23 protein-coding genes and 3 pseudogenes are annotated in these 24956 nt (G+C 33.6%); 3 read left to right on the top strand and 23 right to left on the bottom strand.

The annotated features are described in order from the left end of the window. Positions 1 to 177 precede the first annotated feature (177 nt). The 3 genes and pseudogenes from LCF45_RS15095 to LCF45_RS15105 all read right to left on the bottom strand — a co-directional run bounded on the left by LCF45_RS15095 (position 178) and on the right by LCF45_RS15105 (position 3569). Entirely contained in the window at positions 178 to 1272 is a 1095-nt protein-coding gene (locus tag LCF45_RS15095; RefSeq protein ID WP_002165502.1) for a HAMP domain-containing sensor histidine kinase, read from the bottom strand. Continuing rightward, positions 1265 to 1962 (bottom strand): annotated as a pseudogene (locus tag LCF45_RS15100) (response regulator transcription factor). The gene LCF45_RS15095 and the pseudogene LCF45_RS15100 overlap by 8 nt, the downstream one beginning before the upstream one ends. A 425-nt stretch (positions 1963 to 2387) precedes the next feature. Next, the gene (locus LCF45_RS15105) at positions 2388 to 3569 is read right to left on the bottom strand and encodes a YhgE/Pip domain-containing protein (RefSeq protein ID WP_016127223.1); all 1182 of its coding nucleotides are present in this window, start codon (positions 3567 to 3569) and stop codon (positions 2388 to 2390) included. A gap of 170 nt (positions 3570 to 3739) precedes the next feature. On the opposite strand from LCF45_RS15105, the gene LCF45_RS15110 reads away from it, so the two are divergent. Beyond that, positions 3740 to 4357: a TetR/AcrR family transcriptional regulator gene (locus LCF45_RS15110; RefSeq protein WP_016127224.1), complete on the top strand. Its 618-nt coding sequence runs from the start codon at positions 3740 to 3742 to the stop codon at positions 4355 to 4357. 55 nt (positions 4358 to 4412) lie between these two features. Here LCF45_RS15110 and ppsA read toward each other — a convergent pair whose 3' ends face one another. From ppsA to LCF45_RS15125, 3 genes are all read right to left on the bottom strand, one after another. Beyond that, positions 4413 to 7019, bottom strand: a complete 2607-nt coding sequence (ppsA, locus tag LCF45_RS15115) for a phosphoenolpyruvate synthase (RefSeq protein ID WP_263892905.1) — start codon at positions 7017 to 7019, stop codon at positions 4413 to 4415. A gap of 130 nt (positions 7020 to 7149) precedes the next feature. Continuing rightward, positions 7150 to 7491, bottom strand: a complete 342-nt coding sequence (locus tag LCF45_RS15120) for a YolD-like family protein (protein ID WP_002165494.1) — start codon at positions 7489 to 7491, stop codon at positions 7150 to 7152. Further along, positions 7488 to 8753, bottom strand: coding sequence for a Y-family DNA polymerase (locus LCF45_RS15125; RefSeq protein ID WP_078206967.1), 1266 nt, complete (start codon positions 8751 to 8753; stop codon positions 7488 to 7490). Before LCF45_RS15125 ends, LCF45_RS15120 begins: the two co-directional genes overlap by 4 nt. A 201-nt stretch (positions 8754 to 8954) precedes the next feature. Here LCF45_RS15125 and LCF45_RS15130 point away from each other — a divergent pair, with 201 nt between their 5' ends. Next, on the top strand, positions 8955 to 9320 hold the full coding sequence (locus LCF45_RS15130) for a YxeA family protein (protein ID WP_002128024.1): 366 nt from the start codon (positions 8955 to 8957) through the stop codon (positions 9318 to 9320). Positions 9321 to 9435: 115 nt separating this feature from the next. On the opposite strand, the gene LCF45_RS15135 is transcribed toward LCF45_RS15130, so the two are convergent. From LCF45_RS15135 to menA, 7 genes are all read right to left on the bottom strand, one after another. Further along, on the bottom strand, positions 9436 to 10146 hold the full coding sequence (locus LCF45_RS15135; protein WP_078203543.1) for an alpha/beta hydrolase: 711 nt from the start codon (positions 10144 to 10146) through the stop codon (positions 9436 to 9438). Positions 10147 to 10421: 275 nt separating this feature from the next. Beyond that, positions 10422 to 11264, bottom strand: coding sequence for a polysaccharide deacetylase family protein (locus LCF45_RS15140; protein WP_002128028.1), 843 nt, complete (start codon positions 11262 to 11264; stop codon positions 10422 to 10424). 283 nt (positions 11265 to 11547) lie between these two features. Then, positions 11548 to 12231: an N-acetylmuramoyl-L-alanine amidase family protein gene (locus tag LCF45_RS15145; RefSeq protein WP_002128029.1), complete on the bottom strand. Its 684-nt coding sequence runs from the start codon at positions 12229 to 12231 to the stop codon at positions 11548 to 11550. A 126-nt stretch (positions 12232 to 12357) separates the two neighbouring features. Beyond that, the gene (locus LCF45_RS15150) at positions 12358 to 14142 is read right to left on the bottom strand and encodes a sensor histidine kinase (RefSeq protein WP_078203545.1); all 1785 of its coding nucleotides are present in this window, start codon (positions 14140 to 14142) and stop codon (positions 12358 to 12360) included. Further along, entirely contained in the window at positions 14139 to 14825 is a 687-nt protein-coding gene (locus LCF45_RS15155) for a response regulator transcription factor (RefSeq protein ID WP_078203546.1), read from the bottom strand. The genes LCF45_RS15150 and LCF45_RS15155 overlap by 4 nt, the downstream gene beginning before the upstream one ends. 310 nt (positions 14826 to 15135) lie before the next feature. Beyond that, the gene (locus LCF45_RS15160) at positions 15136 to 15471 is read right to left on the bottom strand and encodes a hypothetical protein (protein ID WP_263892906.1); all 336 of its coding nucleotides are present in this window, start codon (positions 15469 to 15471) and stop codon (positions 15136 to 15138) included. A gap of 287 nt (positions 15472 to 15758) precedes the next feature. Next, positions 15759 to 16670 carry a 1,4-dihydroxy-2-naphthoate polyprenyltransferase gene (menA, locus tag LCF45_RS15165; protein WP_002128034.1) on the bottom strand — a complete coding sequence of 304 codons (912 nt, stop codon included), beginning with the start codon at positions 16668 to 16670 and terminating at the stop codon, positions 15759 to 15761. Positions 16671 to 17189: 519 nt separating this feature from the next. On the opposite strand from menA, the gene LCF45_RS15170 reads away from it, so the two are divergent. Then, entirely contained in the window at positions 17190 to 17774 is a 585-nt protein-coding gene (locus LCF45_RS15170) for a hypothetical protein (RefSeq protein ID WP_003190019.1), read from the top strand. A gap of 117 nt (positions 17775 to 17891) precedes the next feature. Here LCF45_RS15170 and LCF45_RS15175 read toward each other — a convergent pair. The 10 genes and pseudogenes from LCF45_RS15175 to LCF45_RS27165 form a co-directional block, all read right to left on the bottom strand. Continuing rightward, positions 17892 to 18026, bottom strand: a pseudogene (locus LCF45_RS15175) (IS3 family transposase); the annotation flags it as partial. Positions 18027 to 18155: 129 nt separating this feature from the next. Next, entirely contained in the window at positions 18156 to 18755 is a 600-nt protein-coding gene (locus LCF45_RS15180) for a DJ-1/PfpI family protein (RefSeq protein WP_000701587.1), read from the bottom strand. Between the two features lie 63 nt (positions 18756 to 18818). After that, positions 18819 to 19793 (bottom strand): phosphotransferase enzyme family protein, encoded by a 975-nt coding sequence (locus LCF45_RS15185; RefSeq protein WP_002013620.1) that lies wholly within the window; start codon positions 19791 to 19793, stop codon positions 18819 to 18821. 278 nt (positions 19794 to 20071) lie between these two features. Continuing rightward, the gene (gene arsC, locus LCF45_RS15190; RefSeq protein ID WP_000791428.1) at positions 20072 to 20476 is read right to left on the bottom strand and encodes an arsenate reductase (thioredoxin); all 405 of its coding nucleotides are present in this window, start codon (positions 20474 to 20476) and stop codon (positions 20072 to 20074) included. A gap of 25 nt (positions 20477 to 20501) precedes the next feature. Beyond that, positions 20502 to 21542: an ACR3 family arsenite efflux transporter gene (gene arsB, locus LCF45_RS15195; RefSeq protein WP_016127231.1), complete on the bottom strand. Its 1041-nt coding sequence runs from the start codon at positions 21540 to 21542 to the stop codon at positions 20502 to 20504. 18 nt (positions 21543 to 21560) lie between these two features. Next, complete coding sequence (locus LCF45_RS15200; RefSeq protein ID WP_003190012.1) at positions 21561 to 21998, bottom strand: ArsI/CadI family heavy metal resistance metalloenzyme; 438 nt, start codon at positions 21996 to 21998, stop codon at positions 21561 to 21563. A 60-nt stretch (positions 21999 to 22058) separates the two neighbouring features. Beyond that, positions 22059 to 22364, bottom strand: coding sequence for an arsenical resistance operon transcriptional regulator ArsR (gene arsR / locus LCF45_RS15205; protein ID WP_000046006.1), 306 nt, complete (start codon positions 22362 to 22364; stop codon positions 22059 to 22061). 604 nt (positions 22365 to 22968) lie between these two features. Next, positions 22969 to 23670: a CPBP family intramembrane glutamic endopeptidase gene (locus LCF45_RS15210; RefSeq protein ID WP_050000580.1), complete on the bottom strand. Its 702-nt coding sequence runs from the start codon at positions 23668 to 23670 to the stop codon at positions 22969 to 22971. Positions 23671 to 24031: 361 nt separating this feature from the next. Next, a complete protein-coding gene (locus tag LCF45_RS15215) occupies positions 24032 to 24616 on the bottom strand; it encodes a hypothetical protein (protein ID WP_050000579.1) in 585 nt (194 codons plus the stop codon). Positions 24617 to 24820: 204 nt separating this feature from the next. Next, positions 24821 to 24949 (bottom strand): annotated as a pseudogene (locus tag LCF45_RS27165) (amidohydrolase); the annotation flags it as partial. Between the last annotated feature and the right edge of the window lie 7 nt (positions 24950 to 24956).

Raw genomic sequence — 24956 nt, forward strand, 5'->3', positions numbered from 1 at the left:
TATTTTTAGAAACTGTATATCCTCTTCTTTAATAGTTTTTGATATATAAAGCCCCGTACATACTATGTACAATATAAAAAGCCCCACTTTTTCATTACCAGTTCCTCCTTGACCTAACATACGTATAGGATAGAAAAAACTAGTTAAATAAAAAGTGGGGTAAACATTAAATTTTTATTAAATTCTTGAACTCTCTTCTTTTGGCAATCTTACTTCAAATATTGTTCTAATTATATTACTTTCTGCTGAAATCGTTCCATTATGCTGTTCAACAATATTTTTAGCAATAAATAACCCAAGGCCCGTACCGCCCTGCTGCCCTGTTCTTGCTTTATCACCTGTATAAAGCATGTCAAAAAGATAAGGCAAATCTTCTTCTGGAATGCTATCTCCGTAATTAATAATTTGTACGATAACCTCTCCATTATCAATATATCCATTCATATCAACAAATTGTCCATTATCTCCGTATCTAACTGCATTTGTTACAAGATTTTCAAATACTCGAGCTAACAAATTCCCGTCACCGTAAATATATAAATGAGGATTAACATTCAACCTAGCTTCTAAATGATGTTTCTCCAATAATGGATACAATTCCTCATCTAACTGTATAAGCAACTCACTTATATTAATTGTTTTTTTATCTAACTTTAGCACGCCATAATTCATTCGCGTAATTTCAAATAACTCATCAATTAAACTTTCAAGTCGCTGCGATTTCGCAAATGCAATCATAGAAAAACGTTTAATCTGCTCCTTTGACAAATTCTCATCTTTAAGAATTAAATCTAAATAACCTAAAACTGATGTTAAAGGCGTTCTTAAATCATGTGCTAAGTTAACAATGAGCTGATCTTTACTACTTTCTGCAAAATCACCTCTCTCAACCGCCTCTTTTAATTTTTCACTCGCTATATTAATTTCACGCGCAATCTCGCCAAATTCATCATTTGAAGTAATATGAACTTTCTTTGTAAAATCACCGTTAGCAAGATGGTGAATACCGTTAGAAATTTCATTAAAATATTTTAAGTATGGTTTTGTTAAAAAGAAAAAGAATACAACAGATAGTGGGATAAAACACATTAAAAAGAATTTAATATCTACGATTGGTCTAAATTGGGCTAAGTAATCTTCGTAATGTACCATCGTTCTATAATAAAGCTGTAGTACTTTATAGATTATATATGTTCCGCCAGCTGCTAACACCATGCTTAGCGCAAACAAAGCAATCATTTTAAAACGAAAACTTCTCATCATGTTAGCCATTGAAAGTATAACCTACCCCCCATACCGTTTTTATTAACTTATTCTTTCTTGTATCCTCCCCAATTTTTTTCGTAAAGTACGAATATGTACGGCAACTGTACTTCCCCCATCATAATAATCATCCGCCCACACTTGCTGAAGGATATTTTCCACACTGTACACTTTTTTCGGATGGCTCACTAATAAATATAAAATATCAAACTCTTTTGGGGTTAATTCAATTTGTTCTCCGTATACATTTAGCTTTCGTTGCTCAAGATTAATAACCACTCCGCCTACTTCTAAAACGGATTTGTTCTCCTCTACTTTCGGTTGATTTAACGTAAGAAATCGACGTAGTTGTGCATTTACACGCGCAACTAATTCAATTGGGGCAAAAGGCTTTGTCATATAATCATCCGCACCTAGTACAAGACCTGTCACCTTATCAAAATCAGATGTTTTCGCGCTTAGAAAAATGATTGGCATATTATACTTCACACGAATTTGTCGCGTTACTTCATAACCATCCATTTTTGGCATCATAATATCTAAAATAACTAAATCAATTGGTTGCGATTGAATAATAAGAACAGCTTCTTCTCCATCAGTAGCTTTCACAACATGATAACCTTCTTTTTCTAAATGTATCCCAATTAATTCAGCAATTTCCACCTCATCATCCGCTATTAAAATTGAAATCTGCTTCATTTTGCTCTTCCCCTCATTCCTTTTTCATACGTCCAATTTTAAACTAGTCTATTTTGTTTATATCATCTTAAAAGAACATTATTATGAGATCCTTACTTTTTAGAGATAATCTCGAGTACTATATTTCTTCTATATTTTTTTTGCATGTTTATGTTTTGTTAACTTTGCAACACCCTCTACGATTTCACATTTTATGGTAGAAAATGCAGAAAAACTAACAAAAATAAAGTATATCAGAGATAATAATTATATAGCACAACAGATTTTACAGTAGGATCCCTTCATCTCAAGCCTAGCTAAGTGACAGTTAGTTTCACAAATAACTAACTCCCTTTCATTATATCAATATATTTTTGTACCCTTACTTATATTTCAACATAAAAACCGCTCCACTACTAGTGAAACGGTTTTTCCTTTACTTATTTTTATGCATTCACTTCAGTTTTTTGCTCCTTTACTACACTACGTTTGAAAGCTGTTCCAAGTATAATAACCACGCTTACTACACCAATCCAAACGAGTACAGTAAGAGGAGTATTCCAAGCTAATCCTTTTCCAAAGAAGAATATTTCTCTAAGCCCTTCAATCATAAATCGCATTGGCAACCATGCGTACACCCAATCTTGATAAAATGGTGACATCATTTCAGGCGCTAATGCTAATAGCGGTGCCCCAAAGAAAAGTAATAGAGCGAATATACCTATACCCTTTAGTCCAACTAATGAAAGCACCGCAGAAATCATTAAGAAGAAACAAAAAGAAGTAATGGATAAGAACAAAGCCGTATCCGTGAAATTCGGGATATTTAATCCTACCATTCCATCCGCAATCCATGTAAGACCAAATCCAATTACAAGTGTAGCAATTGCTCCTGTTACTATTTGTTTTAGTTTCAATACGAAGTTCTCTTTTCTTGTACCCACTTGCGTTTTACTTATCGCAATAAAGATAATTGCTGCGCTCGCTAAACTTGCAATCCATAACGGCTGGAATAAAGACATTGGCGAGTTACCGTTCGCACTATTTTTGCCGATTTCATTCACATTTGTCACTTTCTTCGTAATAGGTGTTACTACATTTGAAACTTGGTCTGCTGTTAATGTAGCTCCTTTTGCTTTCAATCCTTCTAATAGTTGTGTACGAACAGTATTGTTCATATTATCAACGATCGCATTTAACATTTGTCCTGCCATAGTTGATGCTGCTGTATTCATTCCTTGATTGATGAATATTTCTACCTCTGGCGAAGATGGCTGTGGTGTTCGTAATGATGCTTGTTTTGTGCTAAAGTCTTTCGGAATAACCAATGCTGCATAATATTCTTGATTATTTAAGCCTTTTTGAACTGCTTCTTTATTTTGCACTTCTACCCACTTTACCGCAGGTTCTTCCTCTGATTTTGATGTCTTTTTCATATTATCAACAATCGTTTGCCCCATATTCATCTTCGGTTGATTCGGAATTTCTACTCCTTGATCCTCATTTACAATTGCGATTGGTAAGTTTTTCGGCTTAGGTTGAACGGTTGGAAATAATGTTAATGAAAAAATAAAAACAACAAGTAGTGCAATAACTGGAGATAACAATAAAAGTTTGTTTTTAAACATTTTCTTTTCTCCTCCTTTAATTTGATTTATAATAACCAACAACGTGTTGTTTATTTATATTTGAATTATATGTTCGAGTTGAACCTTATACAATAATCAAAAATCGTGAATGTGTCGGTTATAAGACACATCCTTGAAATGTGTTGGCTAAAATTAAGGAGGGACATACTTTGCGCGATAGTAATTTAGATTTACGTGTTATTCGTACGAAAACTGCCATACGAAATGCATTAGTGGAATTAATTGAGGAAAAAGGTTTTGACGCCATAACAGTGAAAGATATTACTACGAAAGCAAACATAAATCGTGGTACATTTTATACACATTACCAAGATAAATTTGATTTAATGACAAAATGCCAAGAAGAAATTATGCATGAATTTTCTAGCATTGCTAAACAGAGATTACCGGAAGTTATTGCTGATCTTGGATCAAGCCCTTCCCCAACAATGCCATTTATACTTATCGCTTCTATTCTTGAATTTCTAAATGAAAATAGTGATTTTATGAAAGCTGTACTAAGCCCAAAAGGAGATTTATCTTTCCAAACGAAACTGAAAGACTTTATGTGGAAAACACTATTTGAAGATACGAATGGTCCTCTCATTAATAAGGAGAATTTACTTGTCCCAAGCCAATACTTAGCTTCTTATATGGCATCTGCTCATATAGGTGTCATTCAACAATGGTTAAATAACGGACAAAAAGAAACACCTGAGGAGATTGCTCGTATTTTATCAACAATCGCAGTTCATGGACCTTTTTATGCGGCTGGTTTAAAGAAATAAGTCCGCTATATAATAAAAGATCATCCACTATAATAGCGGATGATCTTTTATTTCATTACAACACTTCAATATAGCCTTCTGTTCCATGTACCCGAATTCGTTGTCCGTCTTTTATTAATTTCGTAGCATTCTCTACCCCGACGACTGCTGGTAATCCATATTCACGTGCAATAACTGCTCCGTGTGTCATCAGTCCGCCAACTTCAGTGACTAACCCTTTTATAGACACAAACAATGGTGTCCAGCCAGGATCAGTAAAGGCAGTAACTAATATATCTCCATCTTCTAAATTCGCATCTTCCATATTTAAAATAACGCGTGCTCTCCCCTCAATCACTCCTGAAGAAACAGGCAGACCTACGATTGCTTCAGCCGGGTGATTTTCTCGTTTGTACTTCCCAGTAATGATTTCTCCATCAGACGTCATTACACGTGGAGGCGTTAGTTTTTCATATAATTTGTAATCATTTTTTTGTTTATGAATAAGCTCGTAATCTAGTTTATTCGTAAGGACAACTTCGTGAAGTTCTTCAAAAGTTAGATAGTATATATCTTCTACTTCATCAATAACTTTATTTTGCACGAGTTGCTCGGCTTCTTTCAATATTGCCTGCTTATATATGAAATAGCGATTAATCATACCGTATTTTGGATATTCACGATAACCGATAAAATTCCGGATGTTACGAATCATTCGCTTCGTCTCTTCTACTTTTTGTTTACCATCCGGCAAATGCTGCAATCGATCTACTAACTCTTCTTCTTTTTTCAAAGCTTCCTGCAGTCCTTCTTCAAATTTCCGTTTACTAGCACCATCTTCAAAATCTCTTATATTATTTAAAATCATCGGGATAATGGTTGTTGGCTTTTCACTCCAGCGCGTTTTCGTAATGTCGATTTCTCCGCTGCATCTCATTCCGTATTTATTTAGAAAAGTTAGAATGGCATCTCTAGCTTTTTCTCCGCCTTTAAATTGAACGAATTCATCTAAAAAGTTATCATTTTCTACATGTTGTAAATACGCAATAACTTCTGGATATGGCCGAATCACATCAGCAACATCGAGTAATGCTAGCCCCATTTCAGACGTAATATTGTTTTGTACTGATTGAGAAAGTGTGTCTGCTGCATTCTTTTCGCCTAGCCATTGCTCCATTTTTTCATTGATCCATGTTGAAGCATCCATACCTGCCATAATGACAGCCATACTTTGCGGATGAAATAATATTTTCTTTAATTGCTGCATATCTTCCAAAATAAAATCAAGTACATCCACCCCTGATTTCGTTTGCATGTTTCGTTTTAACTCTTCGATTGATGCTTGATTCATCTTTATTAAATCCGTAACGATTGCTCGATTGTTTTCGATTTTTGGTTGTGAACTTGCAGGTGGTCCACTTTTACCAACACTCTTTTCTTTTTCATCATCTGGTAACAATGTAATAAAATCATCTCGCTCGACTACAGTTGTTAATGCATCTTTAATAAGCGGTTCCGAATTCCCTATCATATTTAATAAAAGTTCTCTACTAGTAGGCGAAGCCAATCTTTGTGCAACATCAACAAACAACCTTCCTCCAGCTTGAAACCTCTGTCCAAAAGATGTTAACTGGAATAAAGACATTCCTAATGGCTTCAAGGGGTCGGTCATCATTTGCTGGTGACCAACCGATACATACACATGATTTTCCCCATCATTTACTTCTGGTATTGGATATAAAGTCGTGATTGGGCGACTTTGGACAATATAAAATGTATCATCCACTAAACACCATTCAATATCTTGCGGACAACCAAAATAAGCTTCAATCTGTCTTCCGATCTGTGCTAGTTGTAAAATTTGTTGTTCAGACAATGTTTGAATTTTTTGCTGAGCCGGATCAATCTGTTTCGTCTCCGTTCCGCCATCTTTTAAAGCATAAATAGCTAATTTTTTAGTTGCTATCATCTTTCCAGTAATTTCGCCTTCTTTTACTTTATAATTATCGGCAGAGACCAGTCCTGATACTAACGCCTCACCAAGTCCAAAACTGGCATCAATTGATACTACCTTTCGGTTAGAAGTAACCGGATCAGCAGTAAATAAAATTCCCGAAGCCTCAGGGAAAACCATTTTTTGAACGACAACACATATAGAAACTTGATTATGTTCAAAATCATTTTGCATGCGGTACATAACTGCTCGCTCTGTAAATAAAGAAGCCCAGCACTTTCTTACATGCTGCAAAATCGCTTCTTCTCCGATAATATTTAAATACGTATCTTGTTGACCAGCAAATGAGGCATACGGTAAATCTTCAGCCGTAGCACTAGAACGCACGGCATACGCATGTTCATTTCCAAAACGTGAGAGATAATGAGCTACCGCTTCCACTACTTCAGAAGGGATTTCTACTGCCATAATGACTTCTCTAATCTTCTTACTAATTCCACCAATTTGGGCTCGCTCTTCCATTTTCAACTTTGTTAGCTGCTGCAACAAAGTTTGAAGCTCGTCATTTTGCTCGATGGCCTTTTCATACCCTACCGTTGTAACACAAAAACCTTCTGGCACTTGTATACCTTGAATGTTTGATAATGCCCCTAAATTCAATCCTTTTCCGCCAACGAGCGAAAGCTGCGGTTTTTCTATTTCCTGAAAATCGAGAACGAAAGAACTCATGTAACATCTCTCCTTACTATGTGTGTGTTCTTGATTGTAGCAGTAGTAAATGAGAATAAACAGTCTATTTCGAACTTGATTTACATGATATAATTAAGTTAGGAAGAGATGATTTTTTATTTCTCCCCCTCTAATTCACTTCAATTACATCAACAAACTTAAACATCCTTTGATTATGAAAAGCATCGGTACAAGTAATCGTCTTATTTAATGGATTTATATCAGCTACTGTTATGTAATTTTTATATAGATAGCCCTCTTTATAATATGTAAGTAAAACCTCTTCTTCACCTAAATATGAAATTAACAGCTTATTTTCAATCCTTTCTTTTGCATCTTGCGTTAAAATTGGACGCGGGACTTTTGTTTGCTCCTGTATCATTTCTTTAATACAGACGAACTGTTCTGGCATACTAGCAAACGGTTGCCACTTTACCATTCCTCTTCCTTTTGGCATATTAGCATTCTTCACGATTTGTGCCCTCCTAATAATGTGTTTCTATATCTTGCTGTTGCGACGCTTGTGTAGGAAATGCCACGTAAAATACTGTTCTTACCAAATCGTGTTCGAATTTCGTCCATCACCTTCGTTAATCTCATTTCTTTTTCTCTTTGTATAATGTTATCGAAAAGCGAAATTTGCTCTTCTCCTTCATGTATTAAATTTGTTAAGGAAAGACTTATCGATTGAATCGGCTCCCCTGTATGCCGCTCGTATAAAAAATATGTACAAACATTAAAAATATCCATCGTTAAATTTGTTGCTCTATTTAACGTATGTGCTTTTTTTATTCCTCCTCCGTATTCCCTACTATACCCAACTGAAAAATGAATCGTTTGCGCGTATTTCTTTTCTCGTCTCAATCTGTAACAAACTTCTTCTACATGCTCTAATAAAATAACGGTGAACTCTTCTATCAAATAATCACGAAATAATATTTGGCTTTTCGCTATAGATGTTGTTGCTGGAACATATTTCTCTGCTATTCTGCTAAAATCAATCCCGTTACTATGCAAGTGTAATTCTTCTCCTATTACACCAAACGATTGTTTTAAATACTTCAATGGATACTGTGCTAAATCCCCAATCGTATGTATACATTTTCGATTTAATTTCATTTCCGTTTTATACGATATACCCCAAAATTTACTGAGTGGTCTAATACTCCATAACTTCTCGGGTATATCGTCATACGTCCAATACGCTATTCCATCTTTATTCTTTTTCGCTTCCACATCCATCGCTACTTTACTCAATAATAAATTCGGCCCAATACCAATCGTACTTTCAATCCGTGTACGTTCATATATTTCTCGCTTGAACTTTAATGCAAACTCGCACGGATTACTCGCAAACAAATGAATACTTGCAGTCATATCCATAAAAAACTCATCGATACTATATTGATGAAAATCTTCCGGCGCAACATACTGTAAAGCTAAGCCTGTTATGTAAGTTGAACACTTCATATACGTATGCATAATCGGATTCACAATAATAATATCTGGCCGCTTCGGTATTTCGTACAACCGTGCCATTTTCTTAATTCCTAACGCTTTTAATGGCGGTGTTGCCGCTAATACGATTGATCCACTACGGTTTACATCTCCTACGACAGCCAATTTTGTATATCGTGGATCAAGTCCTTTTTTAATACATGATACGCTCGCATAAAAGCTACGTAAATCTACACAAAGAATAATGCGATTTGGTAAAAGAGAATAATCATACAAGGTTATCACTCCTAACAAAAGAACATCCGTTCTTATTATATACGAACTAACGTTCTTTTTAAAGGTATTTTCATGAAAATTTTGGTTAAAATAACCTTACTTTAAAAATTTTTTTAAGAAAAACTTAAGAAATTCCCCGCTATATTCATAAGAAGTTTTTTCTATACTGAAAAACGTAAATACGTAAAAGGAGAAACAATCATGAAGAAGTTTGTACTTTACATAATAGGAATAGGCCTCCCTATATACTTACTACCTTTCATATTACGCGGAGATTTAGACAGATTTAATCCGATTGCTGAAGAAAAAAATGTATACGCTATTACGGAGGAATATGGCGTTCCAGATTACCATCATAAAGGAAGAGCTATGTACTCGCTAAAAGGTGTTGATGAATTAAGGAATGAGCAGGAATATAAAGTAGGAACGAACACTCCTAATGATTTTATAAGAAAAACTTACTTAAAAATTCATGTGAAAGGTAAGTATGTCTATTCCTACGACATTATTTCTGAAAAGGACATTCCGGAGAAAATAAGGGGCCAATTGGAGATAGCAAATAAATAAAAGAGCCAATTCGTACGAGTTGGCTCTTTATTATCTCTCCTACCTACCGTTAGGCTATCTTCCTACACATGCTTGAGATGGGAGAATCCTTTCGGTAAATTTATTACATTCGCTATCATTGTTTTAATAACCATTCTTCAATTACTTTCACTGTTTCATCTCGTTGTGCTTTTGACGTAATTAAGCTCGCATTATCACCTTTTTGCTCACCATACATGCCAAAATGAGCATGGTTTCCGCCTTTTATCATGTGCATAGCTGTATTCTTTGACATTAACTTTTTATTGTTCTCTATTTTTTCTACAGTTGCTAAAGCATCTACTTCCCCATAAATTGATAACATTGGAATCGATTTAGTAGAGAAATCATCTGCAGGATACGAACCTAAGAAAATGATCCCGTCTACCTTGTCTTCATGTTGAAAGGCATACTTAGAAATCATAGCTCCTCCCATTGAATGCCCCGCAACATACCATTTTTGAACTTCAGGATACTGTTCAATTACACTGTCTACTGCATTGATTCCAAGTATCGCTAAATTTAATGGTAACTTAGGCATTACTACAACATGCCCCTCTTTTGCAAGAGCTTTTCCTAAGTAACTATAAGCCTCAGCTTCTACTTTAGCTCCTTGATAAAAAATAACCCCTATTTTAGCATCTTTCTCTCCAAATACTATATTACCTTCATCTTTTTTATCATCTACTAACGACAAAGCCTCTTTCGTTGGTTTATAAGTAAACTGAGACCAAGTCAAAAACGTAATACTTCCTATAAGTAAAATACCTAGTAAAGAGTAAAGAACAATTTTCATCCACTTCTTCACATATATGCCCTCCCTAAGATGTGTATATTTTATACTTTAAATGATTATTTATATAATTGTCGAATAATCTTAACTAATAAATTTAGAAAAAATAATATGAACCCTCAAATGCCGTTTTAAAATGAGTTCAATATATTCATCCTAAAACACAGGCTTCATACACAAAGTAAAATTTCATAAAGAAAAAGCCGATTTCTTTATCGTATAGGAAATCGACTTTTGGCTTAATTATTGATTTAGTAATAAAAACACCTTTTAAAATAACTATGTTTATACTATAGACGTTGATCTTTTTGGAAGTTTAGACGAAAATGCTCCTCATCATTATATACCCCAAATTCATACCCTTGCTCTTTATAAAATTTAATAATTTCAGGAAGAGCTTGTAATGTTTGTGCTTTTTCATGCATTAAAACAACTTCTACTTCTTCTGTTGTCTGTTTTTTTACATTTTCGATAATCTGAGTTGGATTATCTTTTAATTTCCAATCATTTGAGTCTACTGTCCAATCCCAAACTTTTATTGCTGCTTCTACAATTTGATTACGAATTTCCTCACCCTTTAATCCTGGTGCAGATCCATATGGCGGACGGACTAGTTTAGGAGTTGTGCCCGTAATATTATGGATAAGATCTAACGTTTCTTTCATCTCTGGTACAAATTGTCCCTTTTTGTATAGCTTATCACTATTATGTGTCATACTATGTGCACCAATATAATGTCCTTCTTTTACTGCTCGTTTTACATTTTCCTGAAAACCTGTATTTTGTAAATTACTACCTTGCATAAAAAATGTCGAAGCAACATTTTGCTCTTTTAGTACATCTAAAAATTTCCCAGTCAATTCGCTAGGACCGTCATCAAATGTTAAATAGACAACTTTTCCTACCGGTTTTCCATCAGGTCTTTTTTGTTTTGCTGGTGATGTTTCCTTTTTCTTTTCTTGTTGTTGCGTATTAACTTGTTTCATACTTTCATTAGCTACTCCCTTCGCTGGGATAGAGTGCCATTTTCCAATTAAAAAGAAGGTGAAAAAGGTCGTTGCTAAAACAACTCCTAGAGATATTATTACCTTAGTTAATCGACTTGTTTTTTTCTTACTTTGTGATTCTTTCATTATTTTTCGATCCTTTCCCTATTAATTTTCATATTCATTATTTATAAGGCTGAGCCTTTACTCGACTGAATCATTAGTTTCACCCGGTGTTTACAATAAATAGATTAATAGAGATGGATAAAGATAAAATGCAGATAATGTCGAAATCAGTTAAAGAATAGCGTATTGCATCCACTCTTTAGAAAAATATTTGTTTTTAATTTGAAAACTGGATATACACCCAAAATAAAAAATACTACTCTTCCTAATTAAGATTTAGAAAGAATAGTATTTTTCTATTTTATTACATCGTAAAATAATTAATAATGCCATCCACAATTCCTTTTTGCGATTTTGCTTGGAATTCTTCTGAATTCATTCTTTTTTCATCACTCGCATTAGATGTAAACCCTAATTCTATTAGGATAGCCGGAGAAGAATTTTCTCGTAAGACAAGAAAATCACTGCCATGAACACCTCGATCTCGGCTGTCTATATTTTGATCAAAAATAGCTTCTTGTACGATCTTAGCTAATTTTTTATCTTTCCTTTTATTAGATCCATAATGAGTTGTTATTCCTTTTACATTTGTATCCTCAAAAGCATCATGATGAATGCTAATATAAAGATCCCCCGCATGTTCTTTCACTACTTTGACACGCGCTTGCAATTCTTCCTTTTGTTTTGTTTCTGAAAGTAAACTCGCATCTTTTTCACGCGTCAATATAACTTTTGCATCCGTTCTTTCTTCTAATTCTTTCTTTATATTTTGTGCTACTTTTAAATTAAGCTCTTTTTCAATCGTTCCAAATTTCTTTCCTTTCGTCCCTCTATCTCCTCCACCATGCCCTGGATCAATTACAATTGTTTTTCCTCTTAATCGTAAATCCTCTTGTGATATATTTTTATGCCCCTTAGCATGTATGAAACTAACTCCTGTGCCCATTATTAATATTATAAATAAAAGCAATGTCACTCTTTTTTTCATTTTAACAATCTCCTTATCAGCTTTTCATTCCCTTTCTAATGAAGATATTAATGAATGCTGATAAAGATAAAATGCAGATAATGTCGATTTTGTTTAAAAATGATAAAAACGTGTAGAATGAAAATTCTACACGTTTTTATTTAAGTAGAAGAAAAATAACACTCCATCTTCTGTATTCGAAACACCATATTCCGCACCATGCAGCTCTAATATATTTTTTGAAATAGCAAGGCCCAATCCTGTTCCACCTTTGGAGCGTTGACGAGACGTATCTCCTCGATAAAAACGATCCCATATTTTCTCTAAATGTTCTAGTTCAATATGTGCTCCTTTATTTTCTACACATACTTTTACACGTTCATTCTCTTCTATTGTAGAAATAATAATATTCTCCTGTTCTGGTGTGTAACGAATCGCATTCGTAATAAAGTTAGTAACCACCTGTTCTATTCGATGTGGATTTGCAACTACCTCAATTTTAGAAAGTTGTTTATGCACATGTAATTGCTTAGCTGTTATATCCGAGGTTAATTGCTCACATATATAATCAATCATCTCATCAATATGGAAAACATCCATTTCCATTTTATACGTACCAGACTCGAATTTTGCTAACTCCAGCATATCAATAATGAGCATATCCATTTTATCTACTTCTTTTGACATTGCTTTAAAGTAATAATCCTTTTTATTACTAGCAACACCATCCTCCAAAATTGAAATACAGCTCTTCATAATACTTAAAGGTGTTTTTAACTCATGTGAAACACCCGCGATAAATTCTTTACGTGTATTTTCTAATTGCTTTTCTTTCTCTATATCTTGCTGCAATTGATTAATATACGAATGCAAAGCCTTAGAAAGTGTATTAATATTTTGTGATAAAGCACCTATTTCATCCTTTGTAGTAATAGGTATCGTCTCTGAGAAATCTAAACCAGCGATTTTTTTTGTAGTATCATTTATTTGTAATAGTGGTTTGGCGATTTTATTTGAATAATAGAACGATATCAAAACGATTAAAATCAAAACAAAGATAATTAAATATACATAATAATCCTTTATCATTTGCACAGCTTCATCAACTGGTTGCAATGATGTCATAGCAAATATATAATTTACCTTACCATCTGCATCTATTGTTGGTTTGATTAATAGTTTATATTTAATATCATTTTCTTCATAATCGACTATTTCTGTAGAAGTAATATTATTTGGTTTTTGATTTAATATTAAATCAACCTGAAATTGTTTTATTCTATCTATTAACACACGATTTCCATAAATAGAGTTACTTCCTACAGTACCCTCCGGTAACTGCACGTTCTTAATACTTCCTGCTAAATATAACTGTGAATTTTCTTTTGAAGATGCGACTTTTGGGCCATATAACTTCTCTGACAACTGCTTGTTCTCCAAACCAATATTCTTCTCTTTTATTGTTAACATCGCAGGGACTACTGCATCACCTTCCTGCACTCCATCGATAATAATATGACTCCCCTGTTCTAAACTATCTTTTATCCTTTGTATATCTTCTAAATTAACAAAACTATACAACGGTATCTGAATTAAACGTTCAGAAAAGGTGTTATTTCCGTTAGGATCTAACTGAATTTCTAAAGAAAAATCACTTGCATATTTTATATTCCCTACCCTATCTAGCGTTGTAATCCATGTCGCATTATCTTGGTAGAAATTTTGTTCCAACTCTTGAATCCTTTTCGCGTCATCTCCAGCTTTTATATATGCCTTTTCAAAGGATTGAATATTCGTTTTAATATCATTAACTTTTCGATTCGAATAATATTGCTTAAAAAATATGGTTTGTCCAATAAAAATAGTCACTAAAATAAGTGTGCATAATACCGTAGTTAATATAAATAACTTTAATACAATTCCTTTTTTCATACCTGTCCCTCAAATTTATAACCAGTTCGCACAACGGTTACAATACAAGTCGCTTTTTGTCCTAATTTATGACGCAAATTACGGATATGACTATTAACAGTACGATCATCCCCAGCGAATTCATAACCCCAAATTTTAGTGATTAGTTGTTCTCTCGAAATCACAATCCCTTGATTTTGCATGAAATACGTTAATATTTCAAATTCTGTATGTGTCATACTTATGTCTTCCCCATCTACAGTTACTGTACGAGAAGGGAAATGTACATGGATACCACTACTAGTTAATGTGTCTTCAGTAGATATATTAATAGTGGAAGAATATCGGCTTTCAATTAATCGTTTTGCCCTTGCCAATAAAATAGGAGGACTATATGGTTTTGTAACATAATCATCCGCTCCCATTTCAAATCCGAGTAAGGTATCATCTTCATCCACCCGAGCCGTTAGCATAATAATAGGTACATTAGATTTCTTCCGAATTCGCCGGCAAACCGCCCAACCATCTAATTCCGGTAACATAATGTCTAGAATAATTAAATGTACCTCATGTTCTTCAAATATAGATAACGCTTCTTTCCCATCAATCGCCTCTAAGACGTTATACCCTTCGTTTAGTAGGTAATCCTTCATGATTTCACGTAAAATATCTTCATCTTCTACAATTAAAATTGTTCTTTGCATATTTCATCTTCCCCACGATTAATTTTATTTTTATAAAGAAATAGTTCATTTTATATTTTAACCAATTAGAAATCTTTCACTATTTCTGTCACTACTAAATGCAACATAGTTATATCAAGATAATAGCATACTGATATAAAGATAAAATGCAGAGATAACTGTAATTCTTCAACAAATAATGAAACTCATCTTGAATCAAAAAATCCATACAAAAACGCCATCCTTTCTGTATATTTCTACAAACAGGATAGCGCTTTTTCATTTTAAAGGTCGCATTCTATGATAAATTATATTAATAAAGTAATATCAACTATACGTAATAATCGATATTAGAACTTATTACTTTATATTTATCTTCTTTTGCAACATCTATAATTGCATCAATTTTTTGTTGTTCATTATTCAGCTCATGTCCTTCGATCCAAACTTTATATCCTATTTCTCCCACTACTCCAACTTTAGTTATAACAACATCTAACTTTTTTTCTTTTTGAAAATATTCAATAGCAGTTGCCTTTGCTTTTTCTTGAGTTTTTGGAAATTCTTTGTCACTTAATGGATCTTTCGTTGTTAATGTAATGTAAGAGACAAAACCAATAATAATTAAAGTTATGGTAGAAAGTCCAACTAAAACTATTTTTTTCATTCTTCTTCATCCTTGTCTATCTTTTTTTAAAGATTAACATAACATTTATCGTTTTTCAATAAAAAAATATTGTATTTTACTATTTTTTTATTGAAAATCTCTATAACTTAGACAAATATAAAAAGCATTCCTCTCACTATCCTGATCTTTATCTCAACTAATCTATTAAATAATGTAGATTTATAATAGAGTTTGATCATTATTAAAGAAATACAAAAATAAAAACCCCAATTTCTCTATATTAAAATCGAGAAATCGGGGTTTAGTCACTTAAAAATATTTTTTATTTAAAACCAGTAACTAATTAATAGTCCTGCTGATAATAAGAAGCCAAAAATCGTATTTGTCATCGCTGTTGATTTCATTGCGATGCGCATATACCCGGGATCCTTTGCTCCTTTTTGGAAGCTTTGAATAGCAGAGATTGGCTTTTTCAAACCTAGGAACATAACTAATGCCCAAGGGCTTATATAACCCATCAACACAATTACGGCAATCCATAAATAAGCAATTAAAAAGGCTACAGCTAGTGTTACCACTGCTTTTTCTCTCCCAAGGAGGATTACCAACGTCTTTCTTCCACCTTTAATATCTTCTTCGATATCTCGGATGTTATTCGACATGTTAATTGCACCTACTAAAATTCCAATTGGAATGGAAATCAATATACTTTCAATCGTTATAGTATTCGTTTGAATAAAGAAAGCAATGAGTACAAAACATGTCCCCATTAACAATCCAGAAACTAATTCTCCAAATGGAGTGTACGCAATTGGTAATGGACCACCTGTATATAAATAGCCAACCGCCATCCCAATTAAACCAATGACAACTAACCACCAGCTGCTATTCATACAAATATAAATGCCAATAAATGCTGCTACCACATACAATAAAAGCGCAACTGCTAATACATTTTTTGGCTTCAATCCATGACGGACAATTCCACCACCGATGCCAACAGAATCAGCGGTATCTAATCCACGTTTGAAATCATAGTACTCGTTAAATAAATTCGTTGCTATTTGCAACGCTAAACATGCAACCATCATCGCAATAAATAATAGCCAATGAATTTCGGCAACATAAAGTGATGACACTGTCCCTAAAATTACAGGAGAAAACGTCGCCGTTAATGTATGTGGGCGCGTCATCTTCCATATTAATTTAGCGGAACTAATTTCTTTTTCATTCCCCATAACTCTGTTCAATCTCCCTACATTTTAAGTATAAATTACTAGCAGTATCTTTCTATCTATTTCTTGATTCACATCCATTAATTATATCAAATAAATGATACCCCTCCTAACAAATCTAATAATAGTAAAGTGAAAAATTAAAAGTTGAATTACTATTAAGCTAACAAAACTAAATTTCTTTAAATGTGGTACCGTCACCTGCCCATCAACTTAAGAAAACAGATCCACCTTAAACGAAAAAACGAGCTTTTTTATTGCAAGTTAGGGCAAAACCTCATTCTGGAGGTAGCTCTATTTTCTTAGCTTGATAGCGATGTGATGTAAAATTAAGATTGTTCAAGTCGGAGCAAGGCACTCTATGATTGATTTCATTTTATAAGAAATCCACTGCAGAAAAAGAAAAATTTTATTTAGGAACTAATACCTCACATCCAAAAACAAGTGATACATGTACTAATTCTTATTTAATTTCATTTTTTATTAAGGCAGATTAAAAATGAATTAAAGGTGTGTGAAAAAATGGAGGAATTAAATCAAGTTTTAAACACTTCTGAAAAAATTCAGATAGATAATGAAAGTACATCAGATGTAGAACAATTATTAGACTGTTCTACTCCTTGTCAAAACGTCATAAATACTTCTGGGACAATTAGATTAACGGCCGGTACGAGTAATCCTTCATCAATTATTTTTCCAGAGCCATTACATGTTGGTGATACTTTCCCTGTAATTACAGATCCATTTTATTTAAAACTTAATGTTGCTCAATGTGATGCTCAAGCATCTGTAACTACTCCTTGTGGTGTTATAGAATGTAATGTTTCTGTATCTCAAATTACTGCAGTTGGAAATTTACCATTCTATTTTGGATTTCCAGCTCAATTTTTTCCATGTACAGGTCCAAGAACAGGATTTAGTGCATATTTAAATGATGTTGTACAAATAAACAATGTTCTTTGCTATAACTGTGATGGATCTTTACCTCTATTATGTGTAAATGGACTTTCACAAGTAAATGGTACAGCAACTTTAGTAAGCATTCGTCGAGATAGTTCTTATATATATTTTGATTTTAATGTGGAGATTGTCTTACCTGGTTGCTAAAAAATAAAAAGCACTTATCTTTTTTTGAAGTGACCCCCAAAATCGGAACACATATCAAAATACCTAAACCACCTGTTCCCTATATTCTTTAGGGGATAGGGAACAGGTGGTTTGATTTTTCTTGAATTCGCACACAATTGTAGTATTTTTAATTCCAAGTGTCTCTATAATGGTACGATTTGAATACCCATTCTTTTTCATTTGAATCACTTTCCACTTTATTTCTTCAGAGTAATGAACTCTTGTCTTCAAACGAAAAACACCTCCTGAATTCGCATACTTAATATGCAAATTCAGGAGGTGTTTTTTCATGTACCACTATTCGGATTCACTTCACTACAGCAAGCACCCTATTATTACGCCAATAAAAAAGAATTCAAATTACTTCCAAACAACACCTCGCCTCTCGTATTCCATTCTATATTCAACAGCAGCTGCAATTTTTGGACTTGCAAACCTTTCCGTGATCCAAAGACCTAAATCAATTCCTGAAGTAACTCCTCTTGCAGTAATAATATCGCCTTGATCCACAATTCTGTAATGAAGAAGTTCTGCTCCATATTGACTAATTTCATTTTGCGCCAAATGATGCATTGTTGCCTTTTTATCATTCAATATACCGGATACAGCTAGTAACATACCTCCTGTACAAACTCCAGCAACAATTGTTCCTTCATCGTGCATCTCTCTAATCATTTTGGTCAAATTACCAAGCTCTGCTTGCTTTCGTGCCCCATGTTCAGCTTTATGATTCCAGCCACCACCAGGTACAATTAACAAATCTGGACGATTATCCATTCGTAAAAAATCATGTAATTTAACCGTAACTCCAAACGAAGTAGTAACCTCTTGTTTTGGTTCACTAGAAACTAATTCAACCGTAAACGGAGCCCCTTCTTCTATCGCTCTTTTCAATACCTCAAAAGGTGCAAAGGAGACAAGCTCTCCAAAACCGTCAAACACTACAATTTGTATTTTCATTTTTAGAACACCTCATATGCTTTGTTTTATAAATCCCAAAAGAGAAGAAATGTTATCTACAAATTAAAACAATGAAGACAACCTTTCTCCCCTTACTCTATAAACTTTCAAATGTTCCTCTAATTCTCTCCCGTCACCTAATAGACTCATCGTCTTTTTAACGAAGTTCCAATTTAAACTACCGGATAACCATAGCAACGAAGAAAGTCTTTTATAATCATTTGAAGTTAAAATGTTATTAGCTTTATACCCTTCTAAAAATGCTCTAGCAACTTCCGGACATACTTTATGCGACTGTATTCCTTTCGTTCGAGAGTACCATTTTATTAAAAAGGCTAACCCTTCAATACGGTCAACATAACTAATAGATTCAAAATCTACAATTCCTTTTACCTGTTGACTTGAGCCCCATAAAACATTCAAAGGATTTAAGTCTGTTTGTACAATAAACTCTAATTCACTCGTATATGCGCAGTCTATATGATATTTAGCAAGATCTATATACTCCCGCAATTCCTTACATGCGCTTGTCTTGCTTTCTAACATATTAATAAACTCAACATACCCATCCAAATGAGATTTCTTCTGAAAAATCGCGCTTTGAAATGCACTAGAAATATCATGAACCTTTCTTGCTTCCTTTCCAAATGCTTCTGCGATAGCTTCCGTACAGAGTGTAATATGTTCTCCTTCAATCCAATTAGACAATATAAATCGGTATTGTTCATCATTCCAAGCGACTAATGTAAATGACTCCCCTGACCTATTTTTATTAATTTGCATAAAAAGGACTCCATGCTCGCGTAAATAATACGTAAAACGTACTTGCTCTATCAGTTGTTCGTTTGATAACGCCCCAAAAGCTGGATTGATTGTTCGCTTGCTATTGATAAACCGTGCGGAATATCGCTTTCCATTCACCATAATTTTATAGTGTAAATCTGTATTCCAGCTATTTTTATGTAGCTCTTCTTCCACTGCTAGTGAATGAATTTCTTTAAAATAATTTATTAATACGTCTTTTATTATGTGTTTCACCCTTTTTTCCTTTCATGTGAAAAAATTTTTATTACACGCTATTTTTTATGATTACTATCTCGATTACTCTAAAAACCAAAATTTTATTCATTGTTAATTACCAATAGTGTTTTTTTCTATATATAAATTTAATAGAGACAGACTACCATTCTAACTATATCATTCTTACATAATATTCTGCATTCGTTGAGATAGTTGTTGTAAACCAATGCAGTAGTGACTATGTATAGAAAAAGAGCCAATCCCCTATACGATAGAAGATTAGCTCTTTCCTTTATTTACTCCCCTGTTTCAGAAAATCGTTTTATACGTTCCCCAATTTCATCGCGAACACGTTGAAATTCAGACCATTCTTTTCCTGCCGGGTCATCAAATCCCCAGTGAACACGATTCACATGTGAAGGAGTAGATGGACACACAGCATCTGCATGACTACAAAGCGTAACGACTAAATCAGCGTTATTTAAAATATTTGAATCAATCATATCCGATGTTTGATTCGTTATATCGATATTTACTTCTTTCATCGCTTTAATAGCATTTGGATTTACTCCGTGTGCTTCGATTCCTGCAGAATATACATTCCACTTATCGCCTAAATATTGTTTGCCCCATGCTTCTGCCATTTGGCTTCGGCATGAATTTCCTGTGCATAAGAAATAGATTGTCTTTTTGTTTTTCATGTTGTTTTCCGCCTTTATTTTTAAATTATACTGGTTGATCATTAAAATATTTACGCTTAAACCAAAAAGCAACGTTTACAAGTGCAATCATTACAGGTACTTCAACTAACGGCCCGATAACAGCTGCAAATGCTGCGCCTGAATGAATACCAAACACACCAACTGCTACAGCAATTGCTAACTCAAAATTATTACTACCTGCTGTAAATGCTAACGTTGTAGTCACCGGATAGTTTGCACCAATTTTTCTTCCCATAAAGAAAGAAACAAAAAACATCACAATAAAATAGATTAATAACGGAATTGCTATTCTTACTACATCTAGTGGTACGCTAACAATCATTTCCCCTTTTAAAGAGAACATAACGACGATTGTAAATAATAATGCAAGTAATGTAAGTGGACTAATCTTAGGTATAAACACCTTTTCATACCACTGTCTTCCTTTTAATTTAACGAGTACAAAGCGTGTCAACATACCTGCTATAAAAGGAATTCCCAAATAGATAAATACTGATTTCGCTACTTCTACCATTGTAATATCGACAATAGCCCCTTCAATTCCTAACCATTCTGGAATGACTGTTACAAACACGTATGCATAAACGGAGAAGAATAACATTTGGAATACTGAGTTAAAAGCCACTAAACCTGCCGCATACTCTTTATCCCCATCAGCAAGATCGTTCCAAACAATTACCATTGCAATACAACGTGCTAAACCAATCATAATGAGCCCGACCATGTATTCTGGCTTATCAGGAAGGAAAATAATTGCTAAAACAAACATAAGTACAGGTCCGATAATCCAGTTTTGTACTAAAGATAAAACCAATACGTTTACATCTTTAAATACACGGCCCATTTCCTCGTAACGAACTTTCGCTAATGGTGGATACATCATAACAATTAAACCGACAGCGAGCGGGATGGACGTCGTTCCAACTTGTAATGTATTCAGTCCTTCTACTACACTAGGAAACACAAACCCTAAACCAATCCCAACAGCCATAGCTAGAAAAATCCATAGTGTTAAATATCGATCTAGAAAAGATAAACGTTTCATTTTATTTTCCATCTCCTATTAACAACAAGAATTTTTTTCTACTACGTTAGAAGTCGTGCAACAAGATGACTCTTCAATTTTATGAACATCACTCTGTGCTTTTGTATAAAAGAATTCCCACTCGTTCCCATCAGGATCTGTTACCCAAAACTTATCTTGGATTGCATAGCAACAAGTCGTATCCATCTCATCACGCGCAAAGAAACCTTCTTTTTCTAATCTTTCTTTATGTAATGTAATTTCTTCAGCAGTATCCACTTGGAAACCGAAATGATTTACCTGATTTCCCTTCACTTCATCTCGTACGTTCAGCGTGAAATTAAGTCCTGGCATCTCTAATAAAAATTTTGCATAATCTACTTTCACCTTAACTGGTGACACACCAAATACCTTTTCGTAGAATTCGATAGACTCCTCTAAATCCGTAACATTTATACCAACGTGAACATATCTCATAGCTTACTCCTCCTCTTTATATGTTATTAATCAATTTTTTTTGATTAATAGTATAAAATTTTAACAACAGCTACCTTTTCCTGTTTTTCTAAAAATACAGCACAATTCTTCTGATAATAAATTATTTACTTCCGCATCATTTAAATCATAATAACTCCACGTGCCTTTTGTTTCTTTTACAATTAAACCTGCATCTAATAAAATCTTTAAATGATATGACAACTTAGATTGCGTCATTTCAAAAATCTCTGTTAAATCACATACACACGTCTGGCCTCGCTGACAAAGCTCATACATAATCTCTAACCGTTTCTGATCAGCTAATGCTTTAAATTTTTTCTCATAGAGCTTAAAATCTTGTGCCATTTTAGTTCACTCTCCCTTCATCAACTTTTTTTGATATTTACAGTATATACGCTGTTTAGTTCTTTATGCAACTGATCAATCAATTTTTTTTGATTTACAAAAAACTTCCTCGCATCATATCTTTTTACAACTTAATAGTTAAAATATTTCCGAGGGATGGAGTCTCTATAACTGTTTTAAATTTTAATTTGACCATTATAGAGTAGTGCCCCATCACCATCAACTGAAGAAATTGATGGTTGTCCATAACGAAAGAATTGAGCTGAATGCTCATAAATAATTGTAAAAAGTTGAAACTTTCGTTATGGGGATAATTAAAAACCTTAGGTTGATGAACAAGGGGTACTGCCAGCATTTTTGAAAAAACAACGTTAAGCAAAAACATACAATTCGTTCTCGGAAGTAAAGTTCTAAAAATAATTTATCTATAGTAATATTAAAATTACTACTAACAGGGGTAGCACCACATCACAATCAAGCTAAGAAAAGCAAATACCCCAAAACGATAATATTGGCATCTCCCGGTGAAAATGTACAATTTTTTGTGTATCCACTTACCTTTTTTATATTTAAATTATTGGTGTATATGAAAGGAAGTCACCGCTTAACCAAGTGCATTATTCAGTATGTGGAGTAAAATAGCTGGAATAATGGAATTCGTCTTCTTACATAATATCGCCATGAACATCCCACCAATGAAAGTATCTATCATCACACCAACTGAATATGAGTGAGCGATACTGAAAAGAAAACTTGATCCAATTGCGGCAATCCAAAATGGGAAGCGCTCTTGGAACAAGCGTAAGATGATACCGCGGTAGGTTATTTCCTCAACAATGGGTGCAAGTATTGTACTACTGAGAAATAAAAGAATGGGATATTGATCTAGCATTTCTGATTTTAAAGCTACATATTGTTCTTCTCCTGCATGAGGAAATAGTGGTTCAAGAACATATAAATATATAATCCAACTTGCTGCAAGGAAAAGAAGTACATATATATACATATTGATTTTTTTTAACACATGGAAGTTAAAAGCTGGTATGACTAATCTTTTAATGGGATCATATGCGTAAATGAATAACAGTAATACAATTAATCTTCCAAATCTAAACGCCGTATCTCCGACAGATACGTGAAGGGCAGTTGGTTCTTGCATAGTAATAAACTCTGTATAAATCGTAGACGGAATGCCAATAAATACTCCTACGATAATATTCGTCCCCAAAACCGCAAACAGTACAGCCAAAATCCCCCCCCACCATGAAACTGAATACACTTTGTCTTGCGTAAGTTCGGGTTGCATAAAAGAAATTCTCCTATCTTAAATTTAAAATAAAACAATATTTAAATTATATAATTTAAAAAAGGAAAAGTCACTATATTTTAGATATGAAATATACGCTGTTTTCGTAAGAATTGTTGCTATCTTGACCATACTGCTAAAGTGAAGCTTCCGTCAGTGGCGACTTTCTTCAACACTGATGGTTTGTTGAACCAATCGGGGTTTGCTTTCCGTTAATGCGGGATAAAAAGTTGACTTTCAATTTTAAAATTTGAGTTACATGACAAATAATTAAAGCGCGGAAAATCTTCCCACGCTTTTCTAAACATATATTTTATTTTGGAAGATTCAGTTGCCACGAGACACCAAACCGATGGTGTACTTACCCTAACTGGCGTTTAAATGCTTTAAAGTAATTTCTTTCATCTGTAAATAAATGAATTTGTTCGTGTATAGAAGAAAACTCGCTTTCAATCTGTTCTGCATCTTTCCATATCGTAAAGATGTCAAAAAGAAACGTAACATTTTCTTCCTCTTTGTAAATGGTTCTCAATTCTTTAAAATTAGTATAATCTTTATTAAACGTATTAGGCGCAACTGTACCTATCCTTGAGATTTTGCTCGAAGAAATGAAATTAAATAATCTCAGAAATGGTTTATCTAATGTCTTCGAATCATCTAAATAAGGCCATAAGAAATCTGTCCATTCTCTATCTAATGTAAAAGAAAATTCTTTTGCCTTATCGTTATAATCTAGTACTTCTAATAGTTGTTCAAATTGCGCTTTAAAATTTTCAAAATCGCTTAAAGCTCGGCCACGGGCATTCATTTTAATATATAATTCTTCACCTGATCCAATGTTATTTAAATCTTTAAATGTGAAGAAAATTGGACATTCTTTTCCACGTAATACTTCTAATAACCCATCCTTTACTTTATAAAACTCTTTATGAATTTTATCTAGCATTCGAAGCATTCCTTCTACTGTAGGATCAAACTTCCATTTATATTGATACCATTTTTATATTTGCTAAAATCACAAAATATCCCATATTTTCATTATACATAGAATAGAAAAAAAGATATTTTTATTTTGAAATTCCTAAATTAATCAGTATGTTCTTTCCTAAAAAACTCATAAAAAAGGAGTGGCTAAAGCCACTCCTTTTAATCACCTATCCCTGATTTCTCTGTGCCTCTCTAACAGCCCTTCTTCCACAATTAATCGATACACCGTATTTACTAGTGCTTTTGCAGATGCAAGTAACGCTTTATCTCCTAATTCTGAACGCGCCGCATCAATATCT

This window comes from Bacillus sp. 41-22, assembly GCF_025809295.1.
Classification (GTDB): Bacteria; Bacillota; Bacilli; order Bacillales; family Bacillaceae_G; genus Bacillus_A; species Bacillus_A mycoides.

What these genes read in the sequence shown, in the direction of transcription:
- LCF45_RS15095 (WP_002165502.1), bottom strand. Translation starts at nt 1,272, where the DNA reads ATGGCTAACATGATGAGAAGTTTTCGTTTTAAAATGATTGCTTTGTTT.
- LCF45_RS15105 (WP_016127223.1), bottom strand. Translation starts at nt 3,569, where the DNA reads ATGTTTAAAAACAAACTTTTATTGTTATCTCCAGTTATTGCACTACTT.
- ppsA (WP_263892905.1), bottom strand. Translation starts at nt 7,019, where the DNA reads ATGAGTTCTTTCGTTCTCGATTTTCAGGAAATAGAAAAACCGCAGCTT.
- LCF45_RS15130 (WP_002128024.1), top strand. Translation starts at nt 8,955, where the DNA reads ATGAAGAAGTTTGTACTTTACATAATAGGAATAGGCCTCCCTATATAC.
- LCF45_RS15140 (WP_002128028.1), bottom strand. Translation starts at nt 11,264, where the DNA reads ATGAAAGAATCACAAAGTAAGAAAAAAACAAGTCGATTAACTAAGGTA.
- LCF45_RS15145 (WP_002128029.1), bottom strand. Translation starts at nt 12,231, where the DNA reads ATGAAAAAAAGAGTGACATTGCTTTTATTTATAATATTAATAATGGGC.
- LCF45_RS15150 (WP_078203545.1), bottom strand. Translation starts at nt 14,142, where the DNA reads ATGAAAAAAGGAATTGTATTAAAGTTATTTATATTAACTACGGTATTA.
- LCF45_RS15155 (WP_078203546.1), bottom strand. Translation starts at nt 14,825, where the DNA reads ATGCAAAGAACAATTTTAATTGTAGAAGATGAAGATATTTTACGTGAA.
- LCF45_RS15160 (WP_263892906.1), bottom strand. Translation starts at nt 15,471, where the DNA reads ATGAAAAAAATAGTTTTAGTTGGACTTTCTACCATAACTTTAATTATT.
- menA (WP_002128034.1), bottom strand. Translation starts at nt 16,670, where the DNA reads ATGGGGAATGAAAAAGAAATTAGTTCCGCTAAATTAATATGGAAGATG.
- LCF45_RS15170 (WP_003190019.1), top strand. Translation starts at nt 17,190, where the DNA reads ATGGAGGAATTAAATCAAGTTTTAAACACTTCTGAAAAAATTCAGATA.
- LCF45_RS15180 (WP_000701587.1), bottom strand. Translation starts at nt 18,755, where the DNA reads ATGAAAATACAAATTGTAGTGTTTGACGGTTTTGGAGAGCTTGTCTCC.
- arsC (WP_000791428.1), bottom strand. Translation starts at nt 20,476, where the DNA reads ATGAAAAACAAAAAGACAATCTATTTCTTATGCACAGGAAATTCATGC.
- arsB (WP_016127231.1), bottom strand. Translation starts at nt 21,542, where the DNA reads ATGAAACGTTTATCTTTTCTAGATCGATATTTAACACTATGGATTTTT.
- LCF45_RS15200 (WP_003190012.1), bottom strand. Translation starts at nt 21,998, where the DNA reads ATGAGATATGTTCACGTTGGTATAAATGTTACGGATTTAGAGGAGTCT.
- arsR (WP_000046006.1), bottom strand. Translation starts at nt 22,364, where the DNA reads ATGGCACAAGATTTTAAGCTCTATGAGAAAAAATTTAAAGCATTAGCT.
- LCF45_RS15210 (WP_050000580.1), bottom strand. Translation starts at nt 23,670, where the DNA reads ATGCAACCCGAACTTACGCAAGACAAAGTGTATTCAGTTTCATGGTGG.
- LCF45_RS15215 (WP_050000579.1), bottom strand. Translation starts at nt 24,616, where the DNA reads ATGCTAGATAAAATTCATAAAGAGTTTTATAAAGTAAAGGATGGGTTA.